General features: G+C 72.6%; 21 protein-coding genes and 1 pseudogene. 11 read left to right on the forward strand and 11 right to left on the reverse strand.

What is annotated here, in order from left to right; genetic code table 11:
- Positions 1 to 154: 154 nt before the first annotated feature.
- Positions 155 to 574 (reverse strand): hypothetical protein, encoded by a 420-nt coding sequence (locus ACFYYB_RS39785; RefSeq protein WP_389443165.1) that lies wholly within the window; start codon positions 572 to 574, stop codon positions 155 to 157.
- 101 nt (positions 575 to 675) lie between these two features.
- Between ACFYYB_RS39785 and ACFYYB_RS39790 the strand changes: the two genes are divergently transcribed.
- Complete coding sequence (locus tag ACFYYB_RS39790) at positions 676 to 1,107, forward strand: OsmC family protein (protein WP_389443167.1); 432 nt, start codon at positions 676 to 678, stop codon at positions 1,105 to 1,107.
- A gap of 184 nt (positions 1,108 to 1,291) precedes the next feature.
- Complete coding sequence (locus ACFYYB_RS39795; protein ID WP_389443169.1) at positions 1,292 to 1,999, forward strand: B3/4 domain-containing protein; 708 nt, start codon at positions 1,292 to 1,294, stop codon at positions 1,997 to 1,999.
- A 45-nt stretch (positions 2,000 to 2,044) separates the two neighbouring features.
- Here ACFYYB_RS39795 and ACFYYB_RS39800 read toward each other — a convergent pair whose 3' ends face one another.
- Complete coding sequence (locus ACFYYB_RS39800; RefSeq protein ID WP_389443171.1) at positions 2,045 to 3,004, reverse strand: LysR substrate-binding domain-containing protein; 960 nt, start codon at positions 3,002 to 3,004, stop codon at positions 2,045 to 2,047.
- A gap of 153 nt (positions 3,005 to 3,157) precedes the next feature.
- Between ACFYYB_RS39800 and ACFYYB_RS39805 the strand changes: the two genes are divergently transcribed.
- Positions 3,158 to 3,970 carry an inositol monophosphatase family protein gene (locus ACFYYB_RS39805; RefSeq protein ID WP_389443173.1) on the forward strand — a complete coding sequence of 271 codons (813 nt, stop codon included), beginning with the start codon at positions 3,158 to 3,160 and terminating at the stop codon, positions 3,968 to 3,970.
- Positions 3,971 to 4,030: 60 nt separating this feature from the next.
- Complete coding sequence (locus tag ACFYYB_RS39810; protein ID WP_389443175.1) at positions 4,031 to 4,687, forward strand: NADPH-dependent F420 reductase; 657 nt, start codon at positions 4,031 to 4,033, stop codon at positions 4,685 to 4,687.
- 193 nt (positions 4,688 to 4,880) lie between these two features.
- Here ACFYYB_RS39810 and ACFYYB_RS39815 read toward each other — a convergent pair whose 3' ends face one another.
- From ACFYYB_RS39815 to ACFYYB_RS39825, 3 genes and pseudogenes are all read right to left on the reverse strand, one after another.
- Positions 4,881 to 5,474 carry a phosphohydrolase gene (locus ACFYYB_RS39815; protein WP_389443323.1) on the reverse strand — a complete coding sequence of 198 codons (594 nt, stop codon included), beginning with the start codon at positions 5,472 to 5,474 and terminating at the stop codon, positions 4,881 to 4,883.
- 84 nt (positions 5,475 to 5,558) lie between these two features.
- Positions 5,559 to 5,846, reverse strand: a pseudogene (locus tag ACFYYB_RS39820) (hypothetical protein); the annotation flags it as partial.
- A gap of 38 nt (positions 5,847 to 5,884) precedes the next feature.
- Entirely contained in the window at positions 5,885 to 6,958 is a 1,074-nt protein-coding gene (locus tag ACFYYB_RS39825) for an EamA family transporter (protein ID WP_389443177.1), read from the reverse strand.
- Positions 6,959 to 7,038: 80 nt separating this feature from the next.
- On the opposite strand from ACFYYB_RS39825, the gene ACFYYB_RS39830 reads away from it, so the two are divergent.
- On the forward strand, positions 7,039 to 7,905 hold the full coding sequence (locus ACFYYB_RS39830; protein WP_389443179.1) for a LysR substrate-binding domain-containing protein: 867 nt from the start codon (positions 7,039 to 7,041) through the stop codon (positions 7,903 to 7,905).
- A gap of 106 nt (positions 7,906 to 8,011) precedes the next feature.
- Here ACFYYB_RS39830 and ACFYYB_RS39835 read toward each other — a convergent pair whose 3' ends face one another.
- Both ACFYYB_RS39835 and ACFYYB_RS39840 read right to left on the reverse strand, forming a co-directional pair.
- Positions 8,012 to 9,163, reverse strand: a complete 1,152-nt coding sequence (locus ACFYYB_RS39835; RefSeq protein WP_389443181.1) for a hypothetical protein — start codon at positions 9,161 to 9,163, stop codon at positions 8,012 to 8,014.
- 186 nt (positions 9,164 to 9,349) lie between these two features.
- Positions 9,350 to 9,691 carry a hypothetical protein gene (locus ACFYYB_RS39840; protein WP_389443183.1) on the reverse strand — a complete coding sequence of 114 codons (342 nt, stop codon included), beginning with the start codon at positions 9,689 to 9,691 and terminating at the stop codon, positions 9,350 to 9,352.
- Between the two features lie 253 nt (positions 9,692 to 9,944).
- Here ACFYYB_RS39840 and ACFYYB_RS39845 point away from each other — a divergent pair, with 253 nt between their 5' ends.
- The 4 genes from ACFYYB_RS39845 (at position 9,945) to ACFYYB_RS39860 (ending at position 17,283) form a co-directional block, all read left to right on the forward strand.
- A complete protein-coding gene (locus ACFYYB_RS39845) occupies positions 9,945 to 11,054 on the forward strand; it encodes a hypothetical protein (protein WP_389443185.1) in 1,110 nt (369 codons plus the stop codon).
- A gap of 145 nt (positions 11,055 to 11,199) precedes the next feature.
- On the forward strand, positions 11,200 to 12,177 hold the full coding sequence (locus ACFYYB_RS39850; protein ID WP_389443187.1) for a hypothetical protein: 978 nt from the start codon (positions 11,200 to 11,202) through the stop codon (positions 12,175 to 12,177).
- Positions 12,178 to 12,498: 321 nt separating this feature from the next.
- Positions 12,499 to 14,361 (forward strand): HSP90 family protein, encoded by a 1,863-nt coding sequence (locus ACFYYB_RS39855; protein WP_389443189.1) that lies wholly within the window; start codon positions 12,499 to 12,501, stop codon positions 14,359 to 14,361.
- Positions 14,362 to 17,283 (forward strand): hypothetical protein, encoded by a 2,922-nt coding sequence (locus ACFYYB_RS39860; RefSeq protein ID WP_389443191.1) that lies wholly within the window; start codon positions 14,362 to 14,364, stop codon positions 17,281 to 17,283.
- Between the two features lie 434 nt (positions 17,284 to 17,717).
- Here the strand turns inward: ACFYYB_RS39860 and ACFYYB_RS39865 are convergent, their stop codons facing one another.
- Entirely contained in the window at positions 17,718 to 20,603 is a 2,886-nt protein-coding gene (locus tag ACFYYB_RS39865; RefSeq protein ID WP_389443193.1) for a hypothetical protein, read from the reverse strand.
- Positions 20,604 to 20,884: 281 nt separating this feature from the next.
- On the opposite strand from ACFYYB_RS39865, the gene ACFYYB_RS39870 reads away from it, so the two are divergent.
- Complete coding sequence (locus tag ACFYYB_RS39870) at positions 20,885 to 21,109, forward strand: hypothetical protein (RefSeq protein WP_389443195.1); 225 nt, start codon at positions 20,885 to 20,887, stop codon at positions 21,107 to 21,109.
- 54 nt (positions 21,110 to 21,163) lie between these two features.
- Here ACFYYB_RS39870 and ACFYYB_RS39875 read toward each other — a convergent pair whose 3' ends face one another.
- Positions 21,164 to 21,541: an STAS domain-containing protein gene (locus ACFYYB_RS39875; protein WP_389443197.1), complete on the reverse strand. Its 378-nt coding sequence runs from the start codon at positions 21,539 to 21,541 to the stop codon at positions 21,164 to 21,166.
- 237 nt (positions 21,542 to 21,778) lie between these two features.
- On the opposite strand from ACFYYB_RS39875, the gene ACFYYB_RS39880 reads away from it, so the two are divergent.
- Complete coding sequence (locus tag ACFYYB_RS39880) at positions 21,779 to 22,312, forward strand: hypothetical protein (RefSeq protein WP_389443199.1); 534 nt, start codon at positions 21,779 to 21,781, stop codon at positions 22,310 to 22,312.
- A 20-nt stretch (positions 22,313 to 22,332) separates the two neighbouring features.
- Here the strand turns inward: ACFYYB_RS39880 and ACFYYB_RS39885 are convergent, their stop codons facing one another.
- Both ACFYYB_RS39885 and ACFYYB_RS39890 read right to left on the reverse strand, forming a co-directional pair.
- Positions 22,333 to 23,262: an FG-GAP repeat domain-containing protein gene (locus ACFYYB_RS39885; protein ID WP_389443201.1), complete on the reverse strand. Its 930-nt coding sequence runs from the start codon at positions 23,260 to 23,262 to the stop codon at positions 22,333 to 22,335.
- 169 nt (positions 23,263 to 23,431) lie between these two features.
- Positions 23,432 to 23,899, reverse strand: coding sequence for a GNAT family N-acetyltransferase (locus tag ACFYYB_RS39890; RefSeq protein WP_389443204.1), 468 nt, complete (start codon positions 23,897 to 23,899; stop codon positions 23,432 to 23,434).
- Between the last annotated feature and the right edge of the window lie 175 nt (positions 23,900 to 24,074).

The following is a 24,074-nucleotide window of genomic DNA, read 5'->3' on the forward strand; positions in this document are numbered from 1 at the left end:
ACGGCAGCCCCGCCGGCGCCTGGACCTTCTGGCAGAACCACCACTGGTACTAAACCACCAGCGGAACGCGGGGACACGAAACGCTCGGCCGGACATTCCGGCCGAGCGTTTTCGCATGCGTACTCCGCCCTCGCCGGACGCGCTGCCCGGACGGTCAGTGCACCGCGGGGTCGATGTTGCAGCTGGCTCGGCGGCGCCCGATGGTGACCAGGGCATGGTGGAGGGCGTCGAGATCTCCACGACGGACCTCGTGGATGGCCCCTTGGACCGGCTCGAGTCCCGGGCCGATCGCCTCGGCCGCCTCGTGCGGGTCGCGGCGCAGGATGATCCCCGTGGGAGGGTCGAAGGAGCGAAGGGCGTGAACGAGGGTCCGGCGGTCGCGTTCTCCCCGGGCGTCCGGACGGTGGAGGGTGACCACGGCGATGTCCGGCAGGAGCACGCGGGCCTGGGCCAGTGCGACGTCGGCTTCGTGGGTGTGGGCGACGATGCGGAAGTGCGGCCCCGTGTGAATGCACGTACGGAGGGCTTCCAGCTCGGCGCCATCCGTCACACCCGTCACCAGAACGGTCATCATTTACCCATTCTTCACGAATTCACCAATTTTGGTAGAGGTGGTGAGGTGGGTGGCCGAGTGCGGCGCGGTAGGGACGGGGCCGCGAGGCTAACGTCACTGTCATGACATCTGACTCCCTGCGCTCCGTCACCGTCGAGCGGACCGGTCCGGGCATGTTCACCGCGACCAACTCCCGCGGTGAAACGATCACCTTCGGCACCGGATCGGGCGGGGGCTTCACCCCCGTCGAACTCTTCCTCGCCGCGATCGGTGGCTGCTCCGCGGCCGATGTGGACGTCGCCACCAGCCGGCACGCCGAACCCACCGAGTTCTCCGTCGCCGTCCACGGGCACAAGGCCGAAGACGCCGACGGCAACCGCCTGACGGACCTGGAAGCAGCCTTCACGGTCCGCTTCCCGGCGGGCGAGACCGGGGACCGGGCCCGTGCGATCCTGCCTCGCGCGGTGAAGACCTCCCACGACAAGCTCTGCACGGTCAGCCGCACGGTGGAGGCCGGAACCCCGGTCGCCGTAAAGGTCGTGGACACGGACTGACCAGCCGAAACGGGTGGCAGGGACCCGAGCCGCGAGGCGTCGAGGGTGGCGGTCTGCCCGGTGCGGCCGGTCTCCCCGCACCAGGCACCCGCCGACGGCGGCCTCGGCCCGCCGGTGGTCGGCCGCGCGGTGTCCTGCGACCGTCACACCGGCCACCCCCTCCACGAACGGAAATCCCCTCCCGATGACCACCATCCGCCTCACCACCGCCGTGGCCGACGCCTTCCCCGACACCCTCATCGCCGTCGTCACCGCCACCGGCCTGCGCGGTCGCGAGGCCTGGCCCGCTACGGCCGCCGCCCAGGAAGACCTGGAGCGGCAGCTCGCCGCCGGCACCTGGGCCCCCGCCGACGAGACGGACCCGCGCATCGAGGCATGGCACACCGCCTACCGCTCCTTCGGCACGAACCCCCGCCGCATCCGCCCCAGCGTCGACGCCCTCGGCCGACGTCTGGCGAAGAAGGGCTCCCTGCCTCGGATCAACCCGGCCGTCGACTCCTACAACGCCGTCTCCGTCCGCCATGGCCTGCCGGCCGGCGCCTTCGACCTCGACCGCGTCACCGGCGACGTCGAACTCCGCTACGCCGACGGCGGCGAGGCCTTCACCCCGCTCGGCGAGGTCGGCACGGTCGAGAACGCCAAGGCCGGGGAGATCATCTACATCGACACCACCGACGTCCTCACCCGTCACTGGAACCACCGTGACGCCCACCGCACCCGCGTCACCGAAGACTCCACTCACGTCGCCTTCGCCCTCGAAACCCTGCACGCCATCCGCGACGGCCACCTCCTCGAGACCGCCGCCGCCGAACTGCGGGACCTGCTTGCCGGGCACTCCACCCAGAGCGCCGTCCACTACCTCAGCCCCGCACATCCGCAGATCACCGTCTGAAGTCAGGCCGGCGCCGGAGGCTCTTGCCGATCGGGGCCTGCCGCATCATGGCGAAGATCGCGGCGAGTGCGGCGAGTGCGGAGGGTTGGAGGGTGAGGCGGTGGGTGGCGCGAAAAGTGCCTGGACGGTCTCGGTGGCCAGCTCGCGCAGCCAGGTGTGGGCGCGGTCGTCGTCGTAGCGCTGGTGCCACAACAGGTACAGGGGTACGTCGGGCAGCGGGAGCGGCGGCACCAGGGCGACCAGGCCGAGTCGCTCCCGGGCCGTACGGGTCACCGCGTCGGGGAGGGTGACGACCAGGTCGGTGTCGAGGGCCAGTCTCAGGGCGAAGGCGGCGGTGGGCCCGGCGGCGACGACGCGACGTTCGAGGCCGCGTGCGGTCAGAGCGTCGTCGATCGGGTCGCGGAGGCTTCCGCGTCGCGAAACGGTGAGGTGGTCGGCGGCGGCGTAGCGCTCGAGGCTCAGCGGGCCCGTGGTGAGCGGGTGACCCGGCCGGACGGCGACGACGAGCCGGTCCGTGCCGACGAGGCGGTGGCGTATGTCGGGGAGCGTCGGGGGGCTGGAGCTCGATTCGAGGTCGACCTCACCCCGGCGCAGCTCGGCGTCGTCCGTCCCGGGTTCGGCGGACATGCGCAGCCGCACGCCGGGGGCCTGGCGGTGGACGGCGGTGATCAGGGCGGTGCCGGACGCCGCGGTCAGGGCATCGTGCCACCGCACGGTGAACACCCTTTCCAGAGCCGCCAGATCGAGTTCCCGCTGCGCGGAGAGAAGCCGGTGGGCCTGCTGTACGAGGGCGTGGACCTCGGCGCGCATGGCCAGTGCGCGGGTGGTGGGGACCATGCTGCGGCCGGTGCGGACCAGGATCTGGTCCCCGGTGGCCTTCCGGATCCGGCCCAGGGAGCGGCTCATCGCCGGTGAGGTGACGTGGAGGCGTGCTGCCGCGCCGGCGACGCTGCCCTCTTCCAGCAGGGCGTCCAAGGCCGTGAGCAGGTTCAAATCCAGTTGCATGGCAGTAACTCTACAAGTGACAAGCATGCACTTGTTGTTAACGATCGGGCGGCCTACCTTCGAAGTGCGGGCGAGACAACCGCCCCGCTTCTCCAGACATCTACAGATCTCCGTAGATCGCGTAGATCTCCACAGATCCCCAGGGAGTCCGCCATGAGCACAGCCATGCCTTTCGCCGCCGGTACGACGCTGCTGTCCGACGTGACCGCCGTGGTGAAGACGGCCGGCGTCACGCTGCGCGACCGCTACACCACCCAAGCCCGTGGCGTGAGCCTCGACGAGGTCGTGGGCGAGATCCACGCCAACGACGACGCGGTGCTGGAGGTGCTGCGGGAGCCGCTGCTGCGGGCCCGCCCGGGTTCCCGGTGGGCCGAGGACGAGCTGGCCGGCGGCGCGCTTCCGCCCGGCGAGTGGTGGGTGGTCGACCCCGCCGAGGGCAACATCAACCACGTCCACGGGATGGACGACTGGGCCGTCACCGCCACCCTGGTCAGCGACAACCGGCCCGTACTCACCGTCGTCCACCTGCCGCTGACCGGCGACACCTACACCGCGGTCGCCGGGGGCGGTGCCCATCTGGGCGACCGGCCCCTGAAGGTGTCGGCCAAGACCGACCTGGGCGCCGCACTCATCGGCACCGGCCAGGCCAAGCCCGGCGAGGACGAGCGCACCTTCCGGCGGATCGGTGACTCCGTGACCGCCATGCTCATCAACGGCCTGGTCGTACGCGTGTCCGTTCCCGCCACGATGCAGCTCATCCACGTCGCCGCCGGACGCATGGACGCGTTCTGGCAGTTCTCCGACGTCCGCTCCGGCCTGGTCGCCGGCGCCCTGCTCGTCTCCGAGGCCGGAGGCACTGTCACCGACCTGGCGGGCGAACCCTGGACCACCGCCAGCAGCGACTTCCTGGCGTCCGCGCCCGGCATCCACGCCGCGGCCTTGAAGGTCCTCGCGCCGATCGTCTGACCTGCGGCATCCGCACTTCCACCCACCCCACCCCCCTGATACCGCAAGGAGCATGCCCCCATGACCAGCATCGGCATCCTGGGCGCCGGCCGCGTCGGCACCAACCTCGCCCGCAAGCTCTCCGCAGCCGGGCACCACGTCACCCTCGGCGGCCGCGGCTCCGAAGACGCCACCTCCCACACCACCGCGCACACCGACGGGCTCGCCCCGCGGATCGCCTTCGCCGATCAGCGCACCACGGCCCTCACCTCGGAGATCGTGATCAACGCGACGCCCGGCGACAGTTCCCTGGACCGCCTCGCCGACCTGCGCACCGAACTGGCCGGCAAGATCCTCGTCGACGTCTCCAACGCCACCCGCAGCGACGGTGACGGCCTGCCCGGGGACCTGTGCTACCCCGGCAGCAGCCTCGCCGAGAAGCTCCAGGCCGCGCTCCCCGACACCCGCGTGGTCAAGACCCTGAACACCATGCTCTTCATGGTCATGACCGCCCCCGAAATCCTGGCCACCCCACCGACCGCCTACCTCTCGGGCAACGACCAGCACGCGAAGGCAACCGTCACCGGCCTCCTCGCCGACCTCGGTTGGCAGCCCGAACGCATCGAGGACCTCGGGGGCATCACAACGGCCCGCGCCACCGAGGCCATGATCCTGGTCGTGCCCCACATCCTGCGCCGACACGGGTTCAAGCCCTTCGCCGTCTCCCTGGCCCGCTGACCCGCCGAGACCGGGGGCTTCGGGCGCAGGCGAGGACGTCGGCCACGGCGCGCTCCGCGCCCGGGCCAGGCGCCGGGCCTCGGGCCTCGGGCGAATCGGGGGACGGCGCGGCCACCCGCGCCGCTGTCGCCCGCACATCCGAGTCCGTCAATCGAAGTGAACCGAGCCGGAGCGACCCAGCGGCCCCGTGCCTTCAGGTGTGGATCGGGAAGGACGCCTGGAACGCCAGACGATGGTCAGCCGCGTCGCCGATGCGAGTGAGAACCTCGTCGAGCGCCATGAACTCCTCCCATGACGCTCGCCCGGTCGCTCGGGCCAGGCGTGCCACGACGAGGTCTTCCAGGTCGGGGACGCGCTTGTTCTTCCAGATCTTGTCGGCGAGGCTCACCACCAGGTCATCCAGGCCGGCCCGCGCGTCCGTCCATGACGCGTGAGTGGCGGCGAAGCGCGCCAGCTCCGGACTGAACCCGTGGCCGATCAGAAGGGCTTGCCCGGCCTCCTCGTGCGCCGATCCGGGCCCGGAGAGTTCGGCGAGGTGCACCGTCTTTCCCACGTCATGCGTGGCCGCCCCGAAGAGCACCGCCTCGCGGTCGAAGACCACGGCGGGGGCGTGCCGTTCCACCCAGTCGACCAGCTGGTGCGCGACGTCATGGACGGCGCGCAGGTGAGCTCCCAGCCGTGGTGGGCTTCCCAGCTCCGAGAGAAGGTCGGCGACACGATCCGGCAGAGGGAGCAGCGGCGGGCGGGCGGTCCCTCTCATCGCCCTAGACAAGGGGGTGTTGGTCATCACCGCGTCAGGGTACTGACAGCCGCCCGCGCCGATGGCCGCTGCGTGCTGGCCCAGCGCCACGCGGTGGGACGAGGGTCAGGCGAGCCCGAAGCCTTCCGCCACGTCGTGCAGGGGGACCAGGGTCTCCACCACCCCCATCGCCGCGAAGCCCTCGGGGTCCGACACCCCGGCCGCATGGTGGGCGCGGACCCGGGGCGACGCCGTACGCACCATGGCGACCAGCAGCGCGCCGCACGCCTCCAGCACTTGCACCAGCCCGGCCGGTCCCGCGTCACGGTCCGCGTAGAGGAACTTCACGGGTCCGCCCGGCCTCTTCCGGCTCAGCGCGAAAGGAACATGGGTGTCCAGCGGCGGGCTCTGCGGCCCCAGCCAATCCCTGCTCGCCAGGGCGTGCGGGCTGTCCGGGATCACGTCGATCCGGGCGCCATCTGGACGGGCCGCCCGGACTCTCCCGAGCGCGGCCCGGGAGGGGCCGATGCGGGTACCGATGGCGATCCCGATGGTGATGGCGACGCTGATGCCCTTGTGCCGCCACCGATGGGTGGCCGCCGCCGGCCCGGGCTCAGCTGGCCCGCCACGAGCGCGGCCAAGGCGAGGCCGAATCCGGCGAGTTGGCCCGCGGTGAAGGCCTCGCCGAGCAGCACCGCGCCGATGACCGCCGCGACGAGCGGTGACAGCAGGACGAGCATGGCCGTCGCGGTGACCGGAAGGCGCCCGAGGCCGCGGAACCACAGCACGTGGGCGATGAAGCCGCCCACGGTGCCGAGCCACAGGTAGCCGGCCACCGCGGACCCGTCGAGGTGCGGGGGAGCCCCTTCGAAGACGGCGGCGAGCGGAAGCAGGACGAGTCCGCCGGCCGTGAGCTGCCAGCCGGCGAGCGCCGCCGGGCCGACTCCGGCGGGACGCCCCCAGTGCTTGGTGAGGACGATCCCCAGCGCCATCGACCCCGCCCCGGCGAGCCCCGCGAGGACTCCGACCCCGTCGAGCCGCGCGTTCGGTCCGAGGATCACGAGCCCCACCCCGGCCACTCCGGCGACTCCCCAGCCGATCCGCCAGGCCGAGGCCCGTTCCCGCAGCACCACCACCGCCAGCCCCGCGACCATGATCGGCTGGACGGCGGCGAGGGTTCCCGCGACGCCGCCGGGAAGCAACTCGGCGGCCACGAACAGGAACGCGTAGACGGCGCTGATGTTGAGGGTGCCGAGCACCGCCGCCTTCCCCCACCACGCGCCGCGCGGCAGGACGCGGGCGACCAGCGCGAGCAGCAACCCGCCGGGCAGCGACCGCAGGAGAGCGGCGAACAACGGGTGCCCCGGCGGCAGGAGTTCGGTCGTCACCGCGTACGTCGTCCCCCAAGCGGCGGGCGCGAGCGCGGTGGTGGCGATCAGTGCGACCGTGCCGCCGGCCCGGCGCCGCACCCGGGCGGAGCGTGCGGTGGGCGCGGGCGAAGGGATCTGCTTCCGGGGCGGGAAAGGGGTCATGCGGGCAGTTTCGGCCCGCCGTGATCCATGCGTCCAACACATGATTGGCATCGAACCGATCGCGGAGGAAGATGGATCGCGTGGAACTCCGACAGCTCCGGTACGTCGTCGCCGTCGCGGAGACCCGGAACTTCACCCGGGCCGCGGCGCGTTGCTTCGTCGCCCAATCGGCGTTGAGCCGTCAGATCGGCAACCTGGAGCGCGAGCTGGGGGCGAAGCTGTTCGCCCGGACCAGCCGGCGGGTCGAGCTCACACCGGCCGGCGAAGCCTTCCTGGTCGGCGCGCGGCAGTGTCTGGAGGCCGCCGAGCGGGCCGTGACCGACGCGGCCGCGGCGGTGGGCGAGGTCCGCGGCCGGCTGCTGATCGGGACCGTTCCCACGGTGGTCGCGGTCGACATCGCCGAGGTGCTCCAGCGGTTCCGGGAGCGGCATCCTCAGGTGCGCGTGGGCCTGAACGTCGGCGCCAGCGACGCCATGACGGCCGAGATCGCCGCCGGCGACCTGGACGTGGCCTTCCTCGGGCTGCCCGCCGGCCACGAGCCCCGGGGCGTCGCCGCACTGGAACTGGCCCGGGAACAACTCGTCGCCGTGGTCTCACCCACGCACGAACTCGCGGACCACGACCGGGTCAGCCTCCACCAACTCGCCACTTCTCCCTTCGCCGACTTCCCGGCGGGCTCCCCGGGCCGGGCGCAGAGCGACCGGGCCTTCGAAGCAGCGGAGTTGGAGCGCGAAGTCGCCTACGAAATGATGTCCGTCGACCTCATGACGCGCATCGTGGGCCGAGACCTGGCGGTCGCCCTCCTCCCCGCCGCCGTCGCCCGTGGCAACCCGTCGGTCCGCGCCCTCCCACTCACCGACGGGCCGAGCCGCGTCGAATACCTCGTCTGGAGCGGCTTCAACCCGACACCCGCGACCAGGGCATTCCTCTCCACATTCCGGCCGTGACCCCGCGCCGCCGTAGAAGTACTCGTCGTGGACCACGGCGATCCGGTCGACGGCCGCCTTGCACCAGCGGGCCGGCCGCCCGCCACCCGGTGCGGACCCAGGAGGGTCAGGCGTCCTCCGTCCGGCCCGTCCGGCCACTCCGGTCCGTCACCACCCGCAGGGTCATGGCGGCCGCGACTCCCGCCACCAGACCCCAGGTCAGGGCGGCCGGAACGCCACTGCCGAGGGCGGCGAACAGGCGCGGAGCCCCCCAGGGCGCGCCCGAGTCGGCCGCCTCCATGAGGACCTGCAGCAACTGGCTCGCCACCAGACCCAGGACGGTCGCGCACACCGCGCCCACTGCCATGGCCGGGACAGTGACTCGGGTGAGCAGCCCCGGCAGCCTGCGCAGGGCCCCCCACACCACGGCGAGCAACACCACGTCGGGGACGCGGTTCAGGAGCCAGCTGCCGATCGACCCGCCCTCCGGACCCGCCCATGCACCGAGCAGCAGCCACAGCCGCAGGAGGTCGCCGGGATCGGACAGCAGCCCGGAGGCCGTGGAGGCCTCCTGGATGGCGGCGGCGACCGGGTGGTACGACAGGACCACCAGCGACACGGCGATCAACGAGGTTCCGACGGTGGCGGCCAGCCGGGCCGCACGCGCCGGTACGACAGCCTGTGGCAGCGGGCCCGCGCCCTTGGCGGTGACCCGCGCCAGGAGCACCGTGACCGCCGCCGCCAGCAGGGCGGTCACCACCAAGACCTGGGCTCCGGAGGCGATCACACTCGCGATCTGGGGGAGGAAGCGGTAGCTTCCGTGCCCTTGCCCGGCGATCAGCCAGGGCGCGGAGACGGCCCGCCCCAGCATCCCGGCCACCAGCCCCCAGGCCCACACGGCGAGCAGCGTCGCCCACACGCGGCCGCGCAGCGGCGGCAGCCTGCGGACCAGGAGCAGCGCCCCGAGCACGAAGAGAGCGAATACCGCACCGAACCGGATCTGGACCGCGGTCTCGTACAGCGAGAGGTACCGGGACGAGTCGCCGCTCCCGACCGCGTAACCGCCGCCGACGACTGCGCTGTCCGCACCGTCCGCACCGGGGGGATCGTACGACCAGGGGGCGAGCCAGTGTTCGAGCTCGGCGGCGGTATCGATGCCGAGGACGCGGCTGCTGCCCGGCAGATGCAGTGCCGCCGCGCTCGCCCCCGCCCACCACAGGAGCGCCGCCAGGAGCAGCCCCCCGGCCAATGCCGGTATGGCCGCGCGCCGGTATGTCATGTACTGCCCCCGCTTGGTCGTGCACCCCGTGTGCTTCCTGATCAGCGGGAGAGTACGGGGTGGCGACGACACGCGGAAAGGCACCTGGTGCGCTCCACCTGCGAGCAAGGAAGACGTCTCAGGGTTCGGCCGTCCACCGAGTGCACACTCCGGTCGGTGGCCGGCCGGTGCTGGTGACTCGTCTGGTCAGAGGTCGACGCGGTGCTCGGCGGCCGATGGGTCATCGACTGATCCGTAGCGCAGGATGACATGGGCCGGGCGGTACGGGAGGCCGTGGAGGATGGGGGCCATCACCGCGAAGAGCGCGTCGGCGTCCGGTCCGTAGGTATAGAGCACCACCTCGCCGCCCCCGTACTCGTTTCCGTCGAACTCTCCGACCTCGGCCTGCTCGATCGCCTCGGTCAGCAGGGTCTCGGCCTCGCGGACGGCCTCCCGTTGGCGGGGCTCGCCGAAGCCTTCATCGGCCAGTCGGTAGCGCGCGATGACGGCGTGCTCAACGTCGGTGTCTGCTTCGTCGGTGTCGGCCATGCGGGAAACGATCGCATCCCGGACCGCAGCCCCGAACACGATTGCCCCTGGCGCAGTTGCCGGAGCATCGGTCGCCGGAGGGGCCCGGTGCGGGGGAGTCGGCCCGTCGCTTCGTGGAGCTCGCTCATCGGCGGCGCGGTGTCGTCGCGTTGCGTGCCGTGTCGGGTGTTGTGCCGCTACGCCCGCTCTGACCTCGGCTTATCCATGGCCTGAGCTATTGCGGAGAGTGATCACTTCGGGAATGATCCCGGCCGTGACCATCTTCCTCGCCGTTCTGCTCGGCGTGTTTCTCGTCGGGCTCCTCCTCTCCATCGCTCCCGGCGCTGCCGACCGCTGGGCCGAAAGACACTTCGTGGCATCCGCCTACGGCCTCCCGCCGCGTGAAGCCCTCGACAACCGGCGCCCCGGTCCGCCCGCGCCGGAACACCGAACGCAGGAGAGGCAGGCTGTCGCCGACGCGGCGTGGCAAGGTGACTGGAAGGCGGCCGAACGGTACGTGCGGGCCGCGGGAGAGGACTGGGACGAGCGCTGGGAGCGGCTGGAGCTCCTGCAGCACGTCGCCCGGCGGGACAGCGACTGGCTCGACGCCTGGCGCGCCGCCGAGCCGGCCGACTGTGACGCGATGACCCTCCACGCGAGCCTCATGGTCCACCGCGCCTGGGAGATCCGGGGCAGCGCCTTCGCCCACGCGGTCCCGCACGAGGACATGAAGCGCTTCCGCGCCATGCTCCCGGCTGCGATCGAGGAGGCCCGCAAGGCCGCGCTGCTCGACCCCGCGAACCCGGGCCCCTGGGTCGTCATGATCACAGCGGCGCGGGGAGCCCAGTACAACCCCTCGCAGTTCAAGCCGCTCTGGCAGGAACTCGCCGCCCGCGCGCCCCACCACTACGAGGGGCACTGGCAGGCCCTCCAGTACTGGTGTGCCAAGTGGTACGGCAGCAACCGGCAGATGATGCGGTTCGCCCGCCAGGCGGTCCGCAAGGCCCCGTCCGGCAGCCCGCTCGCCGGGATCTACCTGCACGCACTGAATGAACTCGCCGACCGGTCCTCCGCCGTCGCGCTGCCCGTCACGCCCATGACGAGGAGCACGCTGAAGCGGATCGCCGCGTCGTTCGACCAGGTCGCGCCCGACGACGAGCGCCTGCCGCTGCTGCGCCACCTGCTGGCGCACTACATGCTCCAGTCGATGATGTACGCGCCCGCTCTCCGCCAGTTCCGCGCGATCGGACCGTGGTGCGGAGCCGACCCCTGGCGCAAGGAGGGGAACCCGGTCATGGCGTTCGACACGGCTCGGGGCCGGGCCGTGCGGCTGTCCCGGAGCCGCCCGGCCGCGGCGGCGCGGGATCTCGGCATGGCGCGCTGACGGATGGTCCGCGGGACCCGGCGTCCGGCCGCGGGCCGGGTCTTCGCGTAAACAAATGTGCGATCGTCGGGCGGGCGTGATAATCACTTCTCTCATGGAGGGTGATCCATGCTCTCCCTGTGTGGATACGGCAAGGGGTGGGGACATGGCGTTGCTCCGTCAATGGGGGCTTACGCTGGGGAAATGGGCCGGCAAGCCCGTCGCGCGGGTCCAGGAGGACTCGGGCGATCCAGACGTACGGCGCGTGCGCGCGGCCGCCGCGGCCGCGGACTGGACCGCCGTGCGCGAGGTGCTCGAAGCACGTTCCGAGAGCGACGACCGGACCGAACTGCTGTGGGCCGTCGGTGATACCGCCGGGGTGGAGCGGTGGATCGTCCCGGTCCTCGAAGCGGACCAGAACGCGCCGCTGGCCCGGCTCGTGGCGGGGATCCGTCACATCAGCTGGGGATGGGAAGCCCGGACCGGCGCCCGGGCCTCGGAGGTCTCGAGCCAGCAGTTCGACGTGTTCCACGAGCGTCTGCGCACCGCCGAGCAGTGGTTGTACGAGGCGGCCGAGCGCGAACCGAGGTGGACCTCGCCCTGGTACGGCCTCCAGGTCACCGGCCGCGGCCTCCAGGTCGGGTCGACCGTCGCACGCCGCCGCTTCGAGGCGACCGTACGCCGTGACCCGCAGCACCTGGGAGCGCACCAGCAGCAGTTGCAGCAGGTCTGCGAGAAGTGGGGCGGCTCGCACGAGGAGATGCACGCCTTCGCCCGGGACTCCGCGTTCGGCGCGCCCGCCGGCACGCAGCTGGGCCAGCTCGTGGCCATCGCGCACATCGAACAGTGGCTCTCCCTCGACTCCGGACCGGACGCCGCGTACATGCGGAGGCCCGAGGTCGCGGCGTCGCTGCGGGAGGCCGCCGACCATTCCTTCCGGCATCCGGACTTCGTCGCCCGGGCCGGGTGGGCGCAGATCCTCAACACCTTCGCGATGGCCTTCTCGATCGCGGGGGACCGCGAGGGGGCAGCGGAGTGTTTCCGTGCCACCGACGGTCGGGTCACCGAGTTCCCCTGGTACTACATCAACGGCTCCGACCCCGCCGCGGCCTACCGGAAGCATCGTTCCTCCACCGGCGGCTGAGCACGCCGAGCCGCCGACCACCGCCGTACGCCTCCGTACCCCCGAAAGCCGGCACGGTCACCCACGGCACGGTCACTCCAGGCCCGGCCCGGCCCAGCGCCGCGACCGCGCGGTGACGCGGGCTCCGAACGGCCCGCGCCCTGACGGCCCGTGCTCCGGTTCCCGACCGCGCGCTATGACGGCTTGTGGTCCCGGTCCGGCCCCGCGCGTGGAGACGCCGGACGCTCGGTCCCGCAGGCCCGCGCCACGCACCCCTTCCCGCAACCTTCCCGTCCGCGTCGCCCACGGCGCGGGCGGGGCCCCACCGAAAGATTCCGCCAGGTGCCCGATTCCGAGACGTCCCACACCTTCCAGGTCGACCTTCGCGGCCTCGTCGACCTGCTCTCCCACCACCTCTACTCCAGCCCCCGCGTCTACCTGCGCGAGCTGCTGCAGAACGCCGTGGACGCCATCACCGCACGCCAGGCCGTAGCGCCCGGCTCACCGGCGACCATCACGGTGCGCACCGGCGAGACCCTCACCGTCACGGACACCGGCATCGGTCTGACCGAGGCCGACGTGCACCGGTTCCTCGCCACCATCGGCCGCAGCTCCAAGCGGACCCCCGACGGAGCCCTGGACGGTGCGGGACTCGACGCCGCGCGCGGGGACTTCATCGGTCAGTTCGGCATCGGACTGCTCGCCTGCTTCGTCGTCGCCGACGAGATCACGGTGCTCAGCCGCACGGCGGCCGACCCCTCGGCGCCCGCCGTCGAATGGCGCGGACACTCTGACGGCCGCTACACCATCCGTACCCTGCCCGCCTCGGCGATGCCGGAGCCGGGCACCACCGTGCGCCTCACCCCGCGCGCCGACAACGCCGAGTGGACCAGCCCCGAGCGGGTCGTCTCACTGGCCAGGCACTACGGCGGCCTCCTGCGCCACGAAGTCACCGTCGTCGGACCGCGCGGGGAGACCCACAAGGCCAACGAGACACCCCCTTGGGAGCAGACCCACCGCTCCCCGCTGGCCCGCCGCGAGGCGATGACCGCCTACTGCCGGAAGCTGTTCGACTTCACCCCGCTCGATGCCATCGACCTCGATCTGCCGGCGGCCGGGCTGCGCGGTGTCGCGTACGTCCTGCCCACGGCCATGAGCCCCGCGCAGCGGGCCGGCCACCGCGTCCACCTCAAGGGCATGCTGCTCACGGACCAGGCGCCCGAACTGCTCCCGGAATGGGCCTTCTTCGTCCGCTGCGTCGTCGACACCAGCAGTCTGCGGCCGACCGCCTCGCGGGAATCCCTGTACGAGGACGGCACGCTGTCCGCCGTACGGGACGCCCTGGGCGACCGGATCCGCGAATGGCTCACCGGGCTCGCCGCCAGCGACCCCTCCCTCCTGCACCGCTTTATCGAAACGCACCACCTCGCCGTGAAGGCGCTCGCCCGCTACGACGACGAGCTGCTGCGCATCGTCCTGCCGTGGCTGCCGTTCGAGACCACCGACGGCAACGTCACGCTGGAGGAGTTCGCGCGCACCCACCCGACCCTCCTGGTCACGCGCAGCGTCGAGGAGTTCCGCCAGGTCGCGCCCATCGCCGCGGCGGCCGGACTTGGCGTCGTCAACGGCGGCTACACCTACGACCGCGACCTCGTGCTGCGCCTGCCGGAGATCCGGCCCGGCACGTCCGTCACCGACCTCGATCCGGCCACCGTCACCGCCCACCTCGACGCCGTCGACCCCTCCGCCGAACTGCGTGCGGCGGCCTTCCTCTCCATCGCCCGGGAGACCGTCGGCGTCCACGACTGCGACGTCGTCCTGCGCGACTTCCAGCCCGTCACGGCGTCCGCCCTGCTCCTCGACAACCGGGAAGCACGCCACGAGCGGACCAGGTCGAGCCTGGCCGCCGACAGCGACGGAGTGTGGGCGGACATCCTCGGCTCCCTGCGCAGCGAGGCCCCCCGGGCCCAGCTCGTGCTGAACCACCTCAACCCGCTGGTACGCCAGGCGATCACCATCGCCGAGCGCGGACTGGCCGTCACGACCGCCGAAGCCCTCTACGGCCAGGCGCTGCTGCTCAGCCGCCGCCCGCTCCGGGCCAGCGAGAGCGCCCTGCTGAACAGGGCCTTCATCGGCCTGCTCACCCACGCCATGCACCACAGCGGTACGGCGGCACCCGGCTCCGAGCCGCGGAAGGAACTGTAGATGCTGGACACCCCCGAGGCCGTGGTCGAGGCCCTCCGCGAGAACCACGACCGACCGCACGGCCTGCACCGCACCGTGACCGCCGAGGAGATCGTCGACGCGGCGGAGCTCCTCGACGAGCCCGACACCCTCGTCACGGCCCTGCTGGAGCTGATGAGCTCGTACGAGTTCACCGGCGAGCACCGCAAGTCGCCCGTGGTCTTCGCCCGGCTGCTCAAGCTGTGGGACACCGACCCCGGCACCTTCAGCCAGTGGGAGGCCCATCAGGTCTTCTGGCGCTTCAAGTGGGTGGCGACCTCCCTCCTGCAGGTGCCGGAAGTACCTCTGGCCGCGATCCACGGCTGGCTCGAGACGATGCGCGGCCGCTACGCGGCGGCCGACCACGGCATGCAGCCGGTCGCGGCGATGCGCTACCACATCGCCCACCACACGGGCACCGGCCTCGCCGATGCCTACGACCTGTGGGCCACGCGCCCCCGTACCGAGCTGAGCGACTGCGAGGCCTGCGAGATACGGCACCTCGCCCAGCACCAAGTGGAGTCCGGTGACCTCGGCGGGGCGCTGGAGATCTGGGGTCCGGTCCTCGACGGGGAGACCGGCTGCACCGAGGAGCCCCAGCTGAGCCGGTCGCGCGCGCTCCTGCCGCTGCTGCGCTCGGGCCGCGCGGACGAAGCCCGCTCCCACCACCTCAGCGGCTACCGCCGGGTTCGCGGGAACACCGGCACGCAGGAGGAGGTCGGCCTCCACCTGGAGTTCTGCGCCCTCTCCCGCAACGAGGGGCGCGGGCTGGAGATCCTCGCGGAGAACCGCCCGCTGTTCGAGGCGACCGGCGCACCACTGGCCCACCTCGGCTTCCTCACCGGAGCGGGGGTGCTGCTCACCCGCCTCGTCGAGGACGGACACGCCGACACCGCCGTCGCCGGGCCGCCCGGGCGCGACTGGACCGCCGAGGCTCTCCTCGCCCACGTACGCTCCGAAGCCGGCCGCATCGCGGCGGCGTTCGACGCGCGCAACGCCACCAGCGCCGTGGGGGACCGGTTCCGGACCCGTCTCGCGGGGCGCCCGCTCCTCGACGAGCCGCTGCCGCTCGGCCTGCGCACTCGGGTCACGCGTCCTTCCGCGGCCGTCACGGTGACGTCCGCGGCCGCCACCGTGACGCCCACCGCCGGAGCGGACCTTTCCCAGGACTTCCCCACCCTGGTCCGCGAGGCGCGCCGGCTGGCCGCGGCGGGGCACCCCGGGGAGAACAGGCTCTGGGAGCGCATCGAGGCACGACTGGAGGACGGCAGCGCCGCCCACGACGAAGAGCTCGGCCCGCGGGATCTCCTGATGGCAGAGCTCGCCGACCAGCGGGCCTACAAGCTCGCCGGGAAGGAACGCGACGAGGAGAGCGTCGTCGAACTGAAGCGGGCGGCCGAACTGTACGAGGGCCTGGGGATGCCCTGGCACGCGCTGTCCGCGCGTTCCCGCTCCCTGGCCTGGCGGAACGATTCCGACGACGCGGACCACGACGCGGCCCGCGCGGACCTCGACGAGGTCGTGGCCGAAGCCGAGCGCCTCGCGGCCGAGGCCCCGCTGACGGAGGAGACCGCGCTGGAGTACCTCGCCGTGCGCTACTCCGATGTCTTCGCCGCCTACCAGGAAGCGCTGCGGGACCTGCCGGAGACCGAGGGGGCCGGCGCGGCGCGGTTCCGGGAGCGGGCACGTACGCTGCGCGCCGAGGCGGAGCGGCTGTCCGTACCCCACCACGTGGCCAACGCGCTGCAGCTCACCGCGGACCTGTCCGGCCGCGGCGGCGACACGGACGCGGCCGAGGAACTGCTGCGCGCGGCCCTGGACGCCGTGGAGGCCTCCGCGCGGCCCTGGCGGGGTACGCGCCCGCGCGCGCTGCTCGCGCAGTTCCTGCTGTCCAAGGGCGAGCCGGACGAGGCGGCGGAGCTCCTGCACCGCGCGCTCGCCGACGCGGCCCGGTACGACGACACGGACTTCGCGCTGGCCCCCACCTACTCCCTGCTCGGCCACGCGGCCTCGCACCTCGGGGACCTGAGCGGCGCCGTACGTCATCTCTCCGAGGCGGCCGCACTGTTCGACCAGGACGGGAGCCAAGCCGAAGCCACCGACGTACGCCTCCAGCTCGCGGACGTCCTGGGGCGCGGCGGCCGGCCGGAGGACGCCGTCGCGGTCCTCGAATCCCTCCTGGCGGACGAGGCCCCCTCCCCGGACAACGAACGGGCCTTCGCCCAGGCCCGCCTGTCCCTGGGCCGCGGCCTGCGGGATCTCGGTGAACACCTGCCCGCGGCGGAGGAGTTCCTGCGGCTGGCGGACACCGTCGCCGCATGGGAAGACGACCGCGCGGTCCACACCCTGGTGGCGGCGGAAGCGGCCGTCACGCTGGCGATGGCCGACCGGTGGGACGCGGCGAACGCGGCGTACGAGCGCGCGGTCGCCTCGCACGCCGAGGCGCCGAACCCGTCGCTGATTATCCACATGATGGGCCAGTTCGCGCGTCTCACCGTGTCGGCCAGGGGAGCCGAAGGCCTGGACGCGGCGCTGGAGCACCTCGTGCGGGCGGACGCGGTCCGCGCCGGAGTGCCCCAGGACGCCGAGGACTTCGCGCACTGGTACGAGCGCGGCACCGTGCACTACCGCCGGGCCTGTGTCCTGGCGGAGGCCGAGCGCTACGAGGAGGCCCTGCCCCAGGCGGAGGCGGCCATCGCGGCCCACGAGGAGGGCGGCGAGCAGGGCGAGGTGCCGCGCGCCGAAGCGGTACGGATGGCCGCTCTGATCGAAGGCAAGGGCCTCGGCCACTTCCAGGAGGCCGTCGGCCGCCTCACCACGGCGGCCACCCGCTGCCGCGCCGCCGGTCTCACCGAGGCCGCCGACATCCTGGAAGCCCTCCGCCAGGACTACCAGCGCCGCTGACCCCTCGCCCCGGCCGCCCCTCGGTTCGGCCCCTCTCGCCCCCGACCGTCCGGCCGGGGGCGAGAGGGCGTTGCTCTACATCCCGTTCGCGTGCTTGACGTGGTGCACGCTCCTGGCCGGGCCACACCGAACTGAGCGGCGGCCGGAGCGACCGGCTCGCCTTCACCGGGCAGGCGGGCCGCATCATGACCGGCACGGAACCCACGGGGGAAGCACTGACGAGCGAGCAGATCCTCGCGGTCTGCCGACTCCGGTCCTGCTGCTGCCCGGGCTGCCGTACGCCGTCGCCCACGCGCGGGCCGAGCGGAGCGGCCCCTCCGCCGACGAGGTTGCCGTAGGCCTTCCAGACCAATGACGGGCTCCCCGTTCGGGACTCCTTCGCGTATCCGTGCAGGTGGCGCACCGACACGGTGCCGAGAGAGCGCAGCCGGGCGTCAAACGAAGCCGGGACTCCCGCTTCCGGAGCCGCCGGGGCCGGACGCCTCCGCCGTGACCGGCAGGCCGAAGCGGCGGAGGTCGTGCGTCGAGCGGACGCCGGTCGGGCGCGGCGGGAGCGTGGCGAGGGCCGACAACAGGCCCTCCCATGCCTCGGTATGACCCGCGTCGACGGCGCGCCCGTAGGCCTCCCGCGCCTCGGCCATGCGTCCGGAGCCCGCCAGAAGCGGTCCGAGCGCCGCGAGCGCGGCCGTGTCACCGGCCGCCGCCCCGCGCAGGTAACAGCGCTCCGCGCCCGCCGTGTCGCCGCCGTCCTCGCGCACCCGGCCCAGTGCCGTCCAGGCCTCCACCGCGCCCAGGTCGACCGCCCGCCGCACGGCCCGTCCGGAGCCCGGACGGTCCCCGGCGCGTTCACGCATCCGCGACAGAGCGCCCCAGGCCAGCGGGGATCCGTGCTCGGCGGCGTGCTCGGCGGCCGACTCCGCGGCGTCCGGAGCCCCCTCCAGTTCGCGCGCCCGGGCAAGGCCGGTCCACGCCTCCACGCCACCCACGAGGGCGGCCTCACGGGCCGCGTGATCGGCGCCCGGCAGGTCGCTCCGGGACTGCCGTAGCTCCGCGAGCGCCGTCCACGCATCGCCGTCACCGGTTCGGGACGCCAGGGCGGCCCACTCCTCGGCCGCCGGCCGGTCGTCCGCCCGCTCGGCCATCAGGGCCAACCGTGACCAGGCGGTCGACATCCCCAGTCCGACGGCCGCACGGTACGCGGCCGCCGCCCCGGCCGGGTCGTCGTCCGCCTCCTGCAGCCTGGCCAGGACGGCCCACCCCTCGGCTTCCCCCACGGCGGCGCCGAGGCGCGCCGCCTCCTGAGCCGCCGCACGGTCCTCGCCGTTCCAGTGGAGCCGTACGAGGAGCGGGTGCGCGGCCGTCATCCCGGCCGCGGCGGCCCGCTCGGCGTGGCGGACCGCCTCGGCACGGTCGCCGTCCCGTTCCGCGAGCCGGGCCAGGCCCATCGTTCCCCAGGCGTCCCCCAGCGCCTCGGCCCGTTCGAGCGCCCGTCGTCCCCCGGACCGGTCGCCACGTGCCTCCCGGATCCGGCCGAGCACGCGCCAGACCACCGTATGACCGGCGGCAGTGGCCACCTCGGCGACCGCGTCCCCGGATCCGTCGCCGCCCTCCCGGATCCGGGCCAGTGCCGACCAGCTCCAGGCGTCACCCAGCCCGGCGGCCCGCGCGTACGCGGCTTCGGCCGCGACCGGGCCCGACGCGTCCTCACGGGACGCTCCCAGGGCCGCCCACGCGCCCCGGTCCCCGGCCGCGACGGCCTCGGCAGCCCCGGGACCGTCGGTGATCTCGAGGAGTACGGCCCAGGAAGCCCTGGCCCGTCCCGAACCGAGCTCCGCCGCCCGCTCGTAGAGGGACAGCGCGACGCCGTACCGCCGCCGGTCCGCCGCGGCCGTGGCCAAGGCGTGGGCGTCGTCTCCGGTACGCGCCCAGCGGGCCGCCTCCCAGAATCCGGCCGGTGGCACGCTGAGCGCCCGGACGCGGCGGGCGTGCTGGTCGAGGTAGTCGTCGGGCCGGTAGCCGTCTGGGGCGCCCACCCCGGGCCGGTGCCGTTCGGCGATCAGCGCGGCCGGAACGGCGGCGTGCGCCGCGGTCAGCGATTCCACCGCCGCCGTGAACCAGCCCGGGTCGGCCGTGGCCCGGGCCCGCGCGTCCAGGTACCCGGCCGCCGCCCCACTGAGGAACCGGGCCGGAACCGCGCTCGTGTGGCCCAGTCGCCGTGCGTCCAGGGCCGCGGTCAGGACGGCGTACTCGGCAGCGCTGAACCAGTGGTCCGGGCCGCTCTCCCAACGTCCCACCAGAGCGGGGCCGGACGTGAGGTGCTGCAGCATCCGTCCGCTGGAGCCCGCTGCCCGCAGCGCCGCGGCCACCCGCGGATCCCGGGCCGCGGCACCCGTCAGCCCCGGCAGCCGGGCGGGCAGGGCGTCCGGGACGTGGATGACGACATGACGCCCGGTGAGCAGGGCGCGGACGTGGTGCCCCGCACCCGCACCAGCCCCCGCACCAGCCCCCGGCCCCGCTTCGGGGCCGGGCCCCCACCGGTCCTGACCGCCCTCGGTCAGCCGCCGCAGGTGCTCGGGCCAGATCGTGCCCACCACCGCGAGCGGAGCGACCTCCTCCATCAGCCGCAGCACCGCGCGGGCGGCCTCCTCGCCGCTCGCCCCCGACAGGTAGCGCTGGGCTTCGTCGAGCCACAGCACCGTGCGTCCGTCGATGCCGTTCTGCGCCGTCCACGCGGCCAACTCGCGGGCGTCGGACGGGAAGAGCACCGGCCAGTCGGGCAGTGCTTCCCGTACGCCCTCCCAGGCGGCCCGGGTCTTTCCCGTCGCCGACCGGCCGACGAGCAGGACGAACACGGTGGACCCGGACTGTGCGGCATGCCCGAGGCGGCGGCGCAATGTCACGTCGTGCGGGCGTTCCAGGTACACGGGCAGGGGTCCGTCGCCGGAGCCGTCCGTGTCCGGTGCCGGATGCACCCCGAGCCGCAGTGGGTCCCAGCGGGCCGCGGGGCGGAGCGTCGTCCCCCGCTCCAGCCCGGCCCGCACCCACAGGGCCCGGATCTCGGTGTCCACGGCCGCCTGTTCCTCACCGGCCGCGGAGGCGAGTACGGCGGCCACCGAGACCGTGTCCTCAAGGGAGGCCAACTGGGCACTGCCGAGCAGCCGGTGAACCGTGTCCTTGGAGGGCGCGCCGGGCAACTCGTCGTCCTGGGCGACCCATTCGGCGATCCCCACGACGGAGGGCGCACCGGCTGCCCGGTACAGCGTGTGCAGCCGCAGCTTGAGCGTGCGCAACGGCCCCGGCGGCAAGCGCGGTACGGGCACCGGCCGCGGCCTGCGCACGGCCGACCGGGTGGCGGGGGAGCGGCCGTCACCACCTCCGGACGGGCCCTCGCGCCCGTCCGTCCCCCGTTCCCGCGCTTCTCGCCCCTTCGTCACTCCTCGCCTTTCATCGCCACTGGTCGCCTTCGGGCCGCCGACAGCAAGGCCGCGGAGCCCTTCCGTCGCCACCGATCGCCACCCGTCCCGGCCTTCCGGCCGGGCCGCACGGTGGGTCTCACGGCTCGTCACCGACGCACGCCGCCCGTACCCACCAGGAGGTTCCCGTGCTCACCCCCCTGCTGCTGTCCCTGAGCTCCCGAGCCACCGTCTCGACGCTGCGCACCGTCCTCGTGACCGTCCTGCTGCTGCCGGTCCTCCTGTTGGTGACGGCGGCGTGCCTGCCCGCACTGCTCGTCCTTCCCTTCCGTCCGTCCCGGGACACGCACGTCTTGGGCCTGTTGCGCGAGTTGCGGATCTTCACCGTCGCCCTGCTCCGTGGCGCACGGTGAACCGGCTCGTCTCACCTGGTGCGGCGTCCGCGTCCCCGGCACGACGCCCCGCGCTCAGCAGTCGGCTTCGAAGTCCGAGCGGGCCCGGGCCAGCACCTCCAACGCACGCTCCACGGTGTCGTAGGTGGGGCCCCACCGGCTCAACCGGATGATGCGGTGGGGCTTGCCACGGCCGTCGTCGTGGCAGACGACCGCCAGCGCACCGCCGTGCGCGGACGCCCGGTTGCGCGCGCCGTTGAGGACGGCGACGCCGGACGTGTCCATGAACTCGACCCGGGTCAGGTCGATGACCAGCCACACGTGTCCGAGGATGGTGAGTTCGGCGGAGCACTCACGGAACAGAGGGTGGGTGAAGACGTCCAACCTGCCCTCAGCCACCACGTGCGTGACGTCATCGGGCAGATGCTCGTGAGACAGGCGCAGATCGTCCACCGCCTCACGCTAGTCGACGACAGCCCGCTGCCAGAAGGTGCCGGACGGTGCCGGTACGCGGAGAGACACCGGCTGCGCCGGATGGCTCGGCTGATGGTGGATCACAACACCGCATCGGATGAGGTGAGTCCTCCCTGCCGGTGAAATCCTGGAAGAGCGTCTCGGCGAAGCGCCTGTCGAGCTCGAGACGACCCGACTCGCACACGTCACCCACCTGGAAGGGGAGAAGAGAACCCGATGACGCACCCAGCCTCCCGCAGAGCGGCCGCCGCCGTACTCGCCGTCGCCGCGTTGTTCGTCACCGGCTGCGACCAGGACAGCCCGGGAGGCGACGCCAAGCCGGTGCCGGTCCTGGCCGCTCTCCCGGACCGCACCCCCGATCCGGAGGCTCCCGGCCCGCCGGACGCGATCGCCCTCGCCTACATGACCCTCAGCCGTACGGTCACCGCCGCCGACGCAACCACCCCACACCGTCGCGCCGAGGCGTACATGACCTCGGACAACCCCGAGCGCGAGACCGGCCGGCCGGTCCACGACGTGCCCCCTCCAGGGGTCACCCGCCAACCCGCGGACATGAAGGTGTCACTGGCCCGCCCGCAAGAGGACCGGCTCATCTACCAGGTCACTTACACCCCCGTCCTCACACGGGACGGCAAGATCATCAAGGTCGAGCCCACGGTGACCACCTACGTGGTCTGCGACTGGCAGCCGAACAGCACCTACCTCGTCTCCCGTGAGGACCCCGACATCAACCCCCAGATCGACAACTAGGACTTGTCCGGTCCCAGCCCCTAGAGGATGTTGTAGACCTGGAAACCGCCGCCGATCTTCACCGGCTTCTGGAACGGCGCCGAGGCGTTTCCTGTGCCCGAGTACCGGTACAGCTCCCCGTTCGGCTTCCGCGCGACGAGATCGGTCGTGCCGTCCGCGTCCAGGTCACCGACCGACACCAGTCGGTCGTAGATGTTCCAGCCCGCCCCCACCTTGGTGCGCGGCGCGAAGGGTGCGGTGTAGTTGCCGGTGCCCTGGTACAGCCACAGCACGCCGTAGCCGTCCCGGGCGACGATGTCGGCCTTGCCGTCACCGGTCAGGTCGCCCTGCCCGGCGATCTGGGAGTACTGGCCCCAGCCGGCGCCGATCTTGATCCGGGACGTGAGCGACCCGCCCGGGTAGCCGAGGTACTCCCACAGCACGCCCGCCTTGTCGACACCCAGTAGATCGGCTTCCTTGGCCCCGCCGAGCTGACCCGGCGAGAGCAGCTTGCCGGCGTAGATGTGGTAGCCGGTCCCGACCTGCTTGATCTTGGCGACGTTCTCGATGTCGTCGATCCAGGAGTAGGTCAGCTTCCCGTTCTTTTCGGCGTCCCAGCTACCGTCGCTGTAGCCGTTCTTGTCGTTGTCCACGTTGATGAAGTCGTCGAAGCTCGAATAGTCGAGGTCGATGGTGTGCGCGGGCTCGAAGCCGCCTGTGCGGTCGGCGAAGAACATGTCGAGCTGGGCGTTCTTCTTGTTCACCGCGTACAGCGGGAAGGTGGGCGTTTCCACCGACCCCCCGGCACGCTTCGCCGGCGTGCCCTGCGCCCGCTGCTCGGCCCGCTGGGCCTTCTGTACGGCACCGGCCGCGGCGGGCGCATCGGCGGCGAACGCCGAACCCGCCGCGACTCCTACCGCCACCACGAGGGCGGTTCCCGCGACCAGCCCGCGACGTCCAACCGAGTTCATGGAATTCCCCCTGTTTGGTACTGGGCGGTGCGATGTGCCCCGCCGAAGATCGAAATCAAGCGCACCGGGCGCCACACAAGGGGAGACCCACGACGCCGCACAAGGGTTGTACGGGCTCCGAAGAAAGCGGCCGGCCGCGCATGGCTGTCACGAGGCGGCCGGGCTGTTTTCAGTAAAGGGTGAGCAGCACTTCGTCGATTTCGCCGCCCCGCGCTTGGCCGAAACCCCTTCCCTGCCCGGTGACGACGAAGCCGCACTTCTCCAGTACGCGGATCGAGCCCGCGTTGTCGGCTGCCGCGTGGGCACGCAACGGCCGAACGCTCACGAGATCGACCAGCGCCGCGAGCGCGGCTGTGGCGATGCCACGGCCCCAGTGCTTTCGATCGATCCAGTAAGTGACTTCGCGTTCGTCCGGCGGTCCGTACACCGCGGCATGGCCGACCACCTCGTCGTCGGCGAGCACGGTGCGCATCAGGACATCGGGGTTGGAGCGGATCCTGGCCCAGTGGCTGTCGAAGTGCTCCCTGTCGTAGTGGTACGCCCTGGTGACAGCGGCCACGTGCTGCGCCTCGGGGTCGGAGAGGTGCCCCCAAAAGACAGGCAGGTCGCTGTCGAGCACTTCACGCAGGGAGATCATCTCGGCGGTGGCTCCTGTGGCAAGTCCGGCACCCGGTACTGCGTCGAGTACGGCGTCCGAAAGCTGATCAAACTCATCGAGTGTACCCGTGGCCCGGGAAGGCCGGTCGGGCTCCCGTCCCACCGGACCTGCGGCTCCGCCTCCGAGTGCGAAGAGTCGGGCCGCCTCGGCGCCG

This window comes from Streptomyces sp. NPDC002886, assembly GCF_042888445.1.
Taxonomy (GTDB): Bacteria; Actinomycetota; Actinomycetes; order Streptomycetales; family Streptomycetaceae; genus Streptomyces.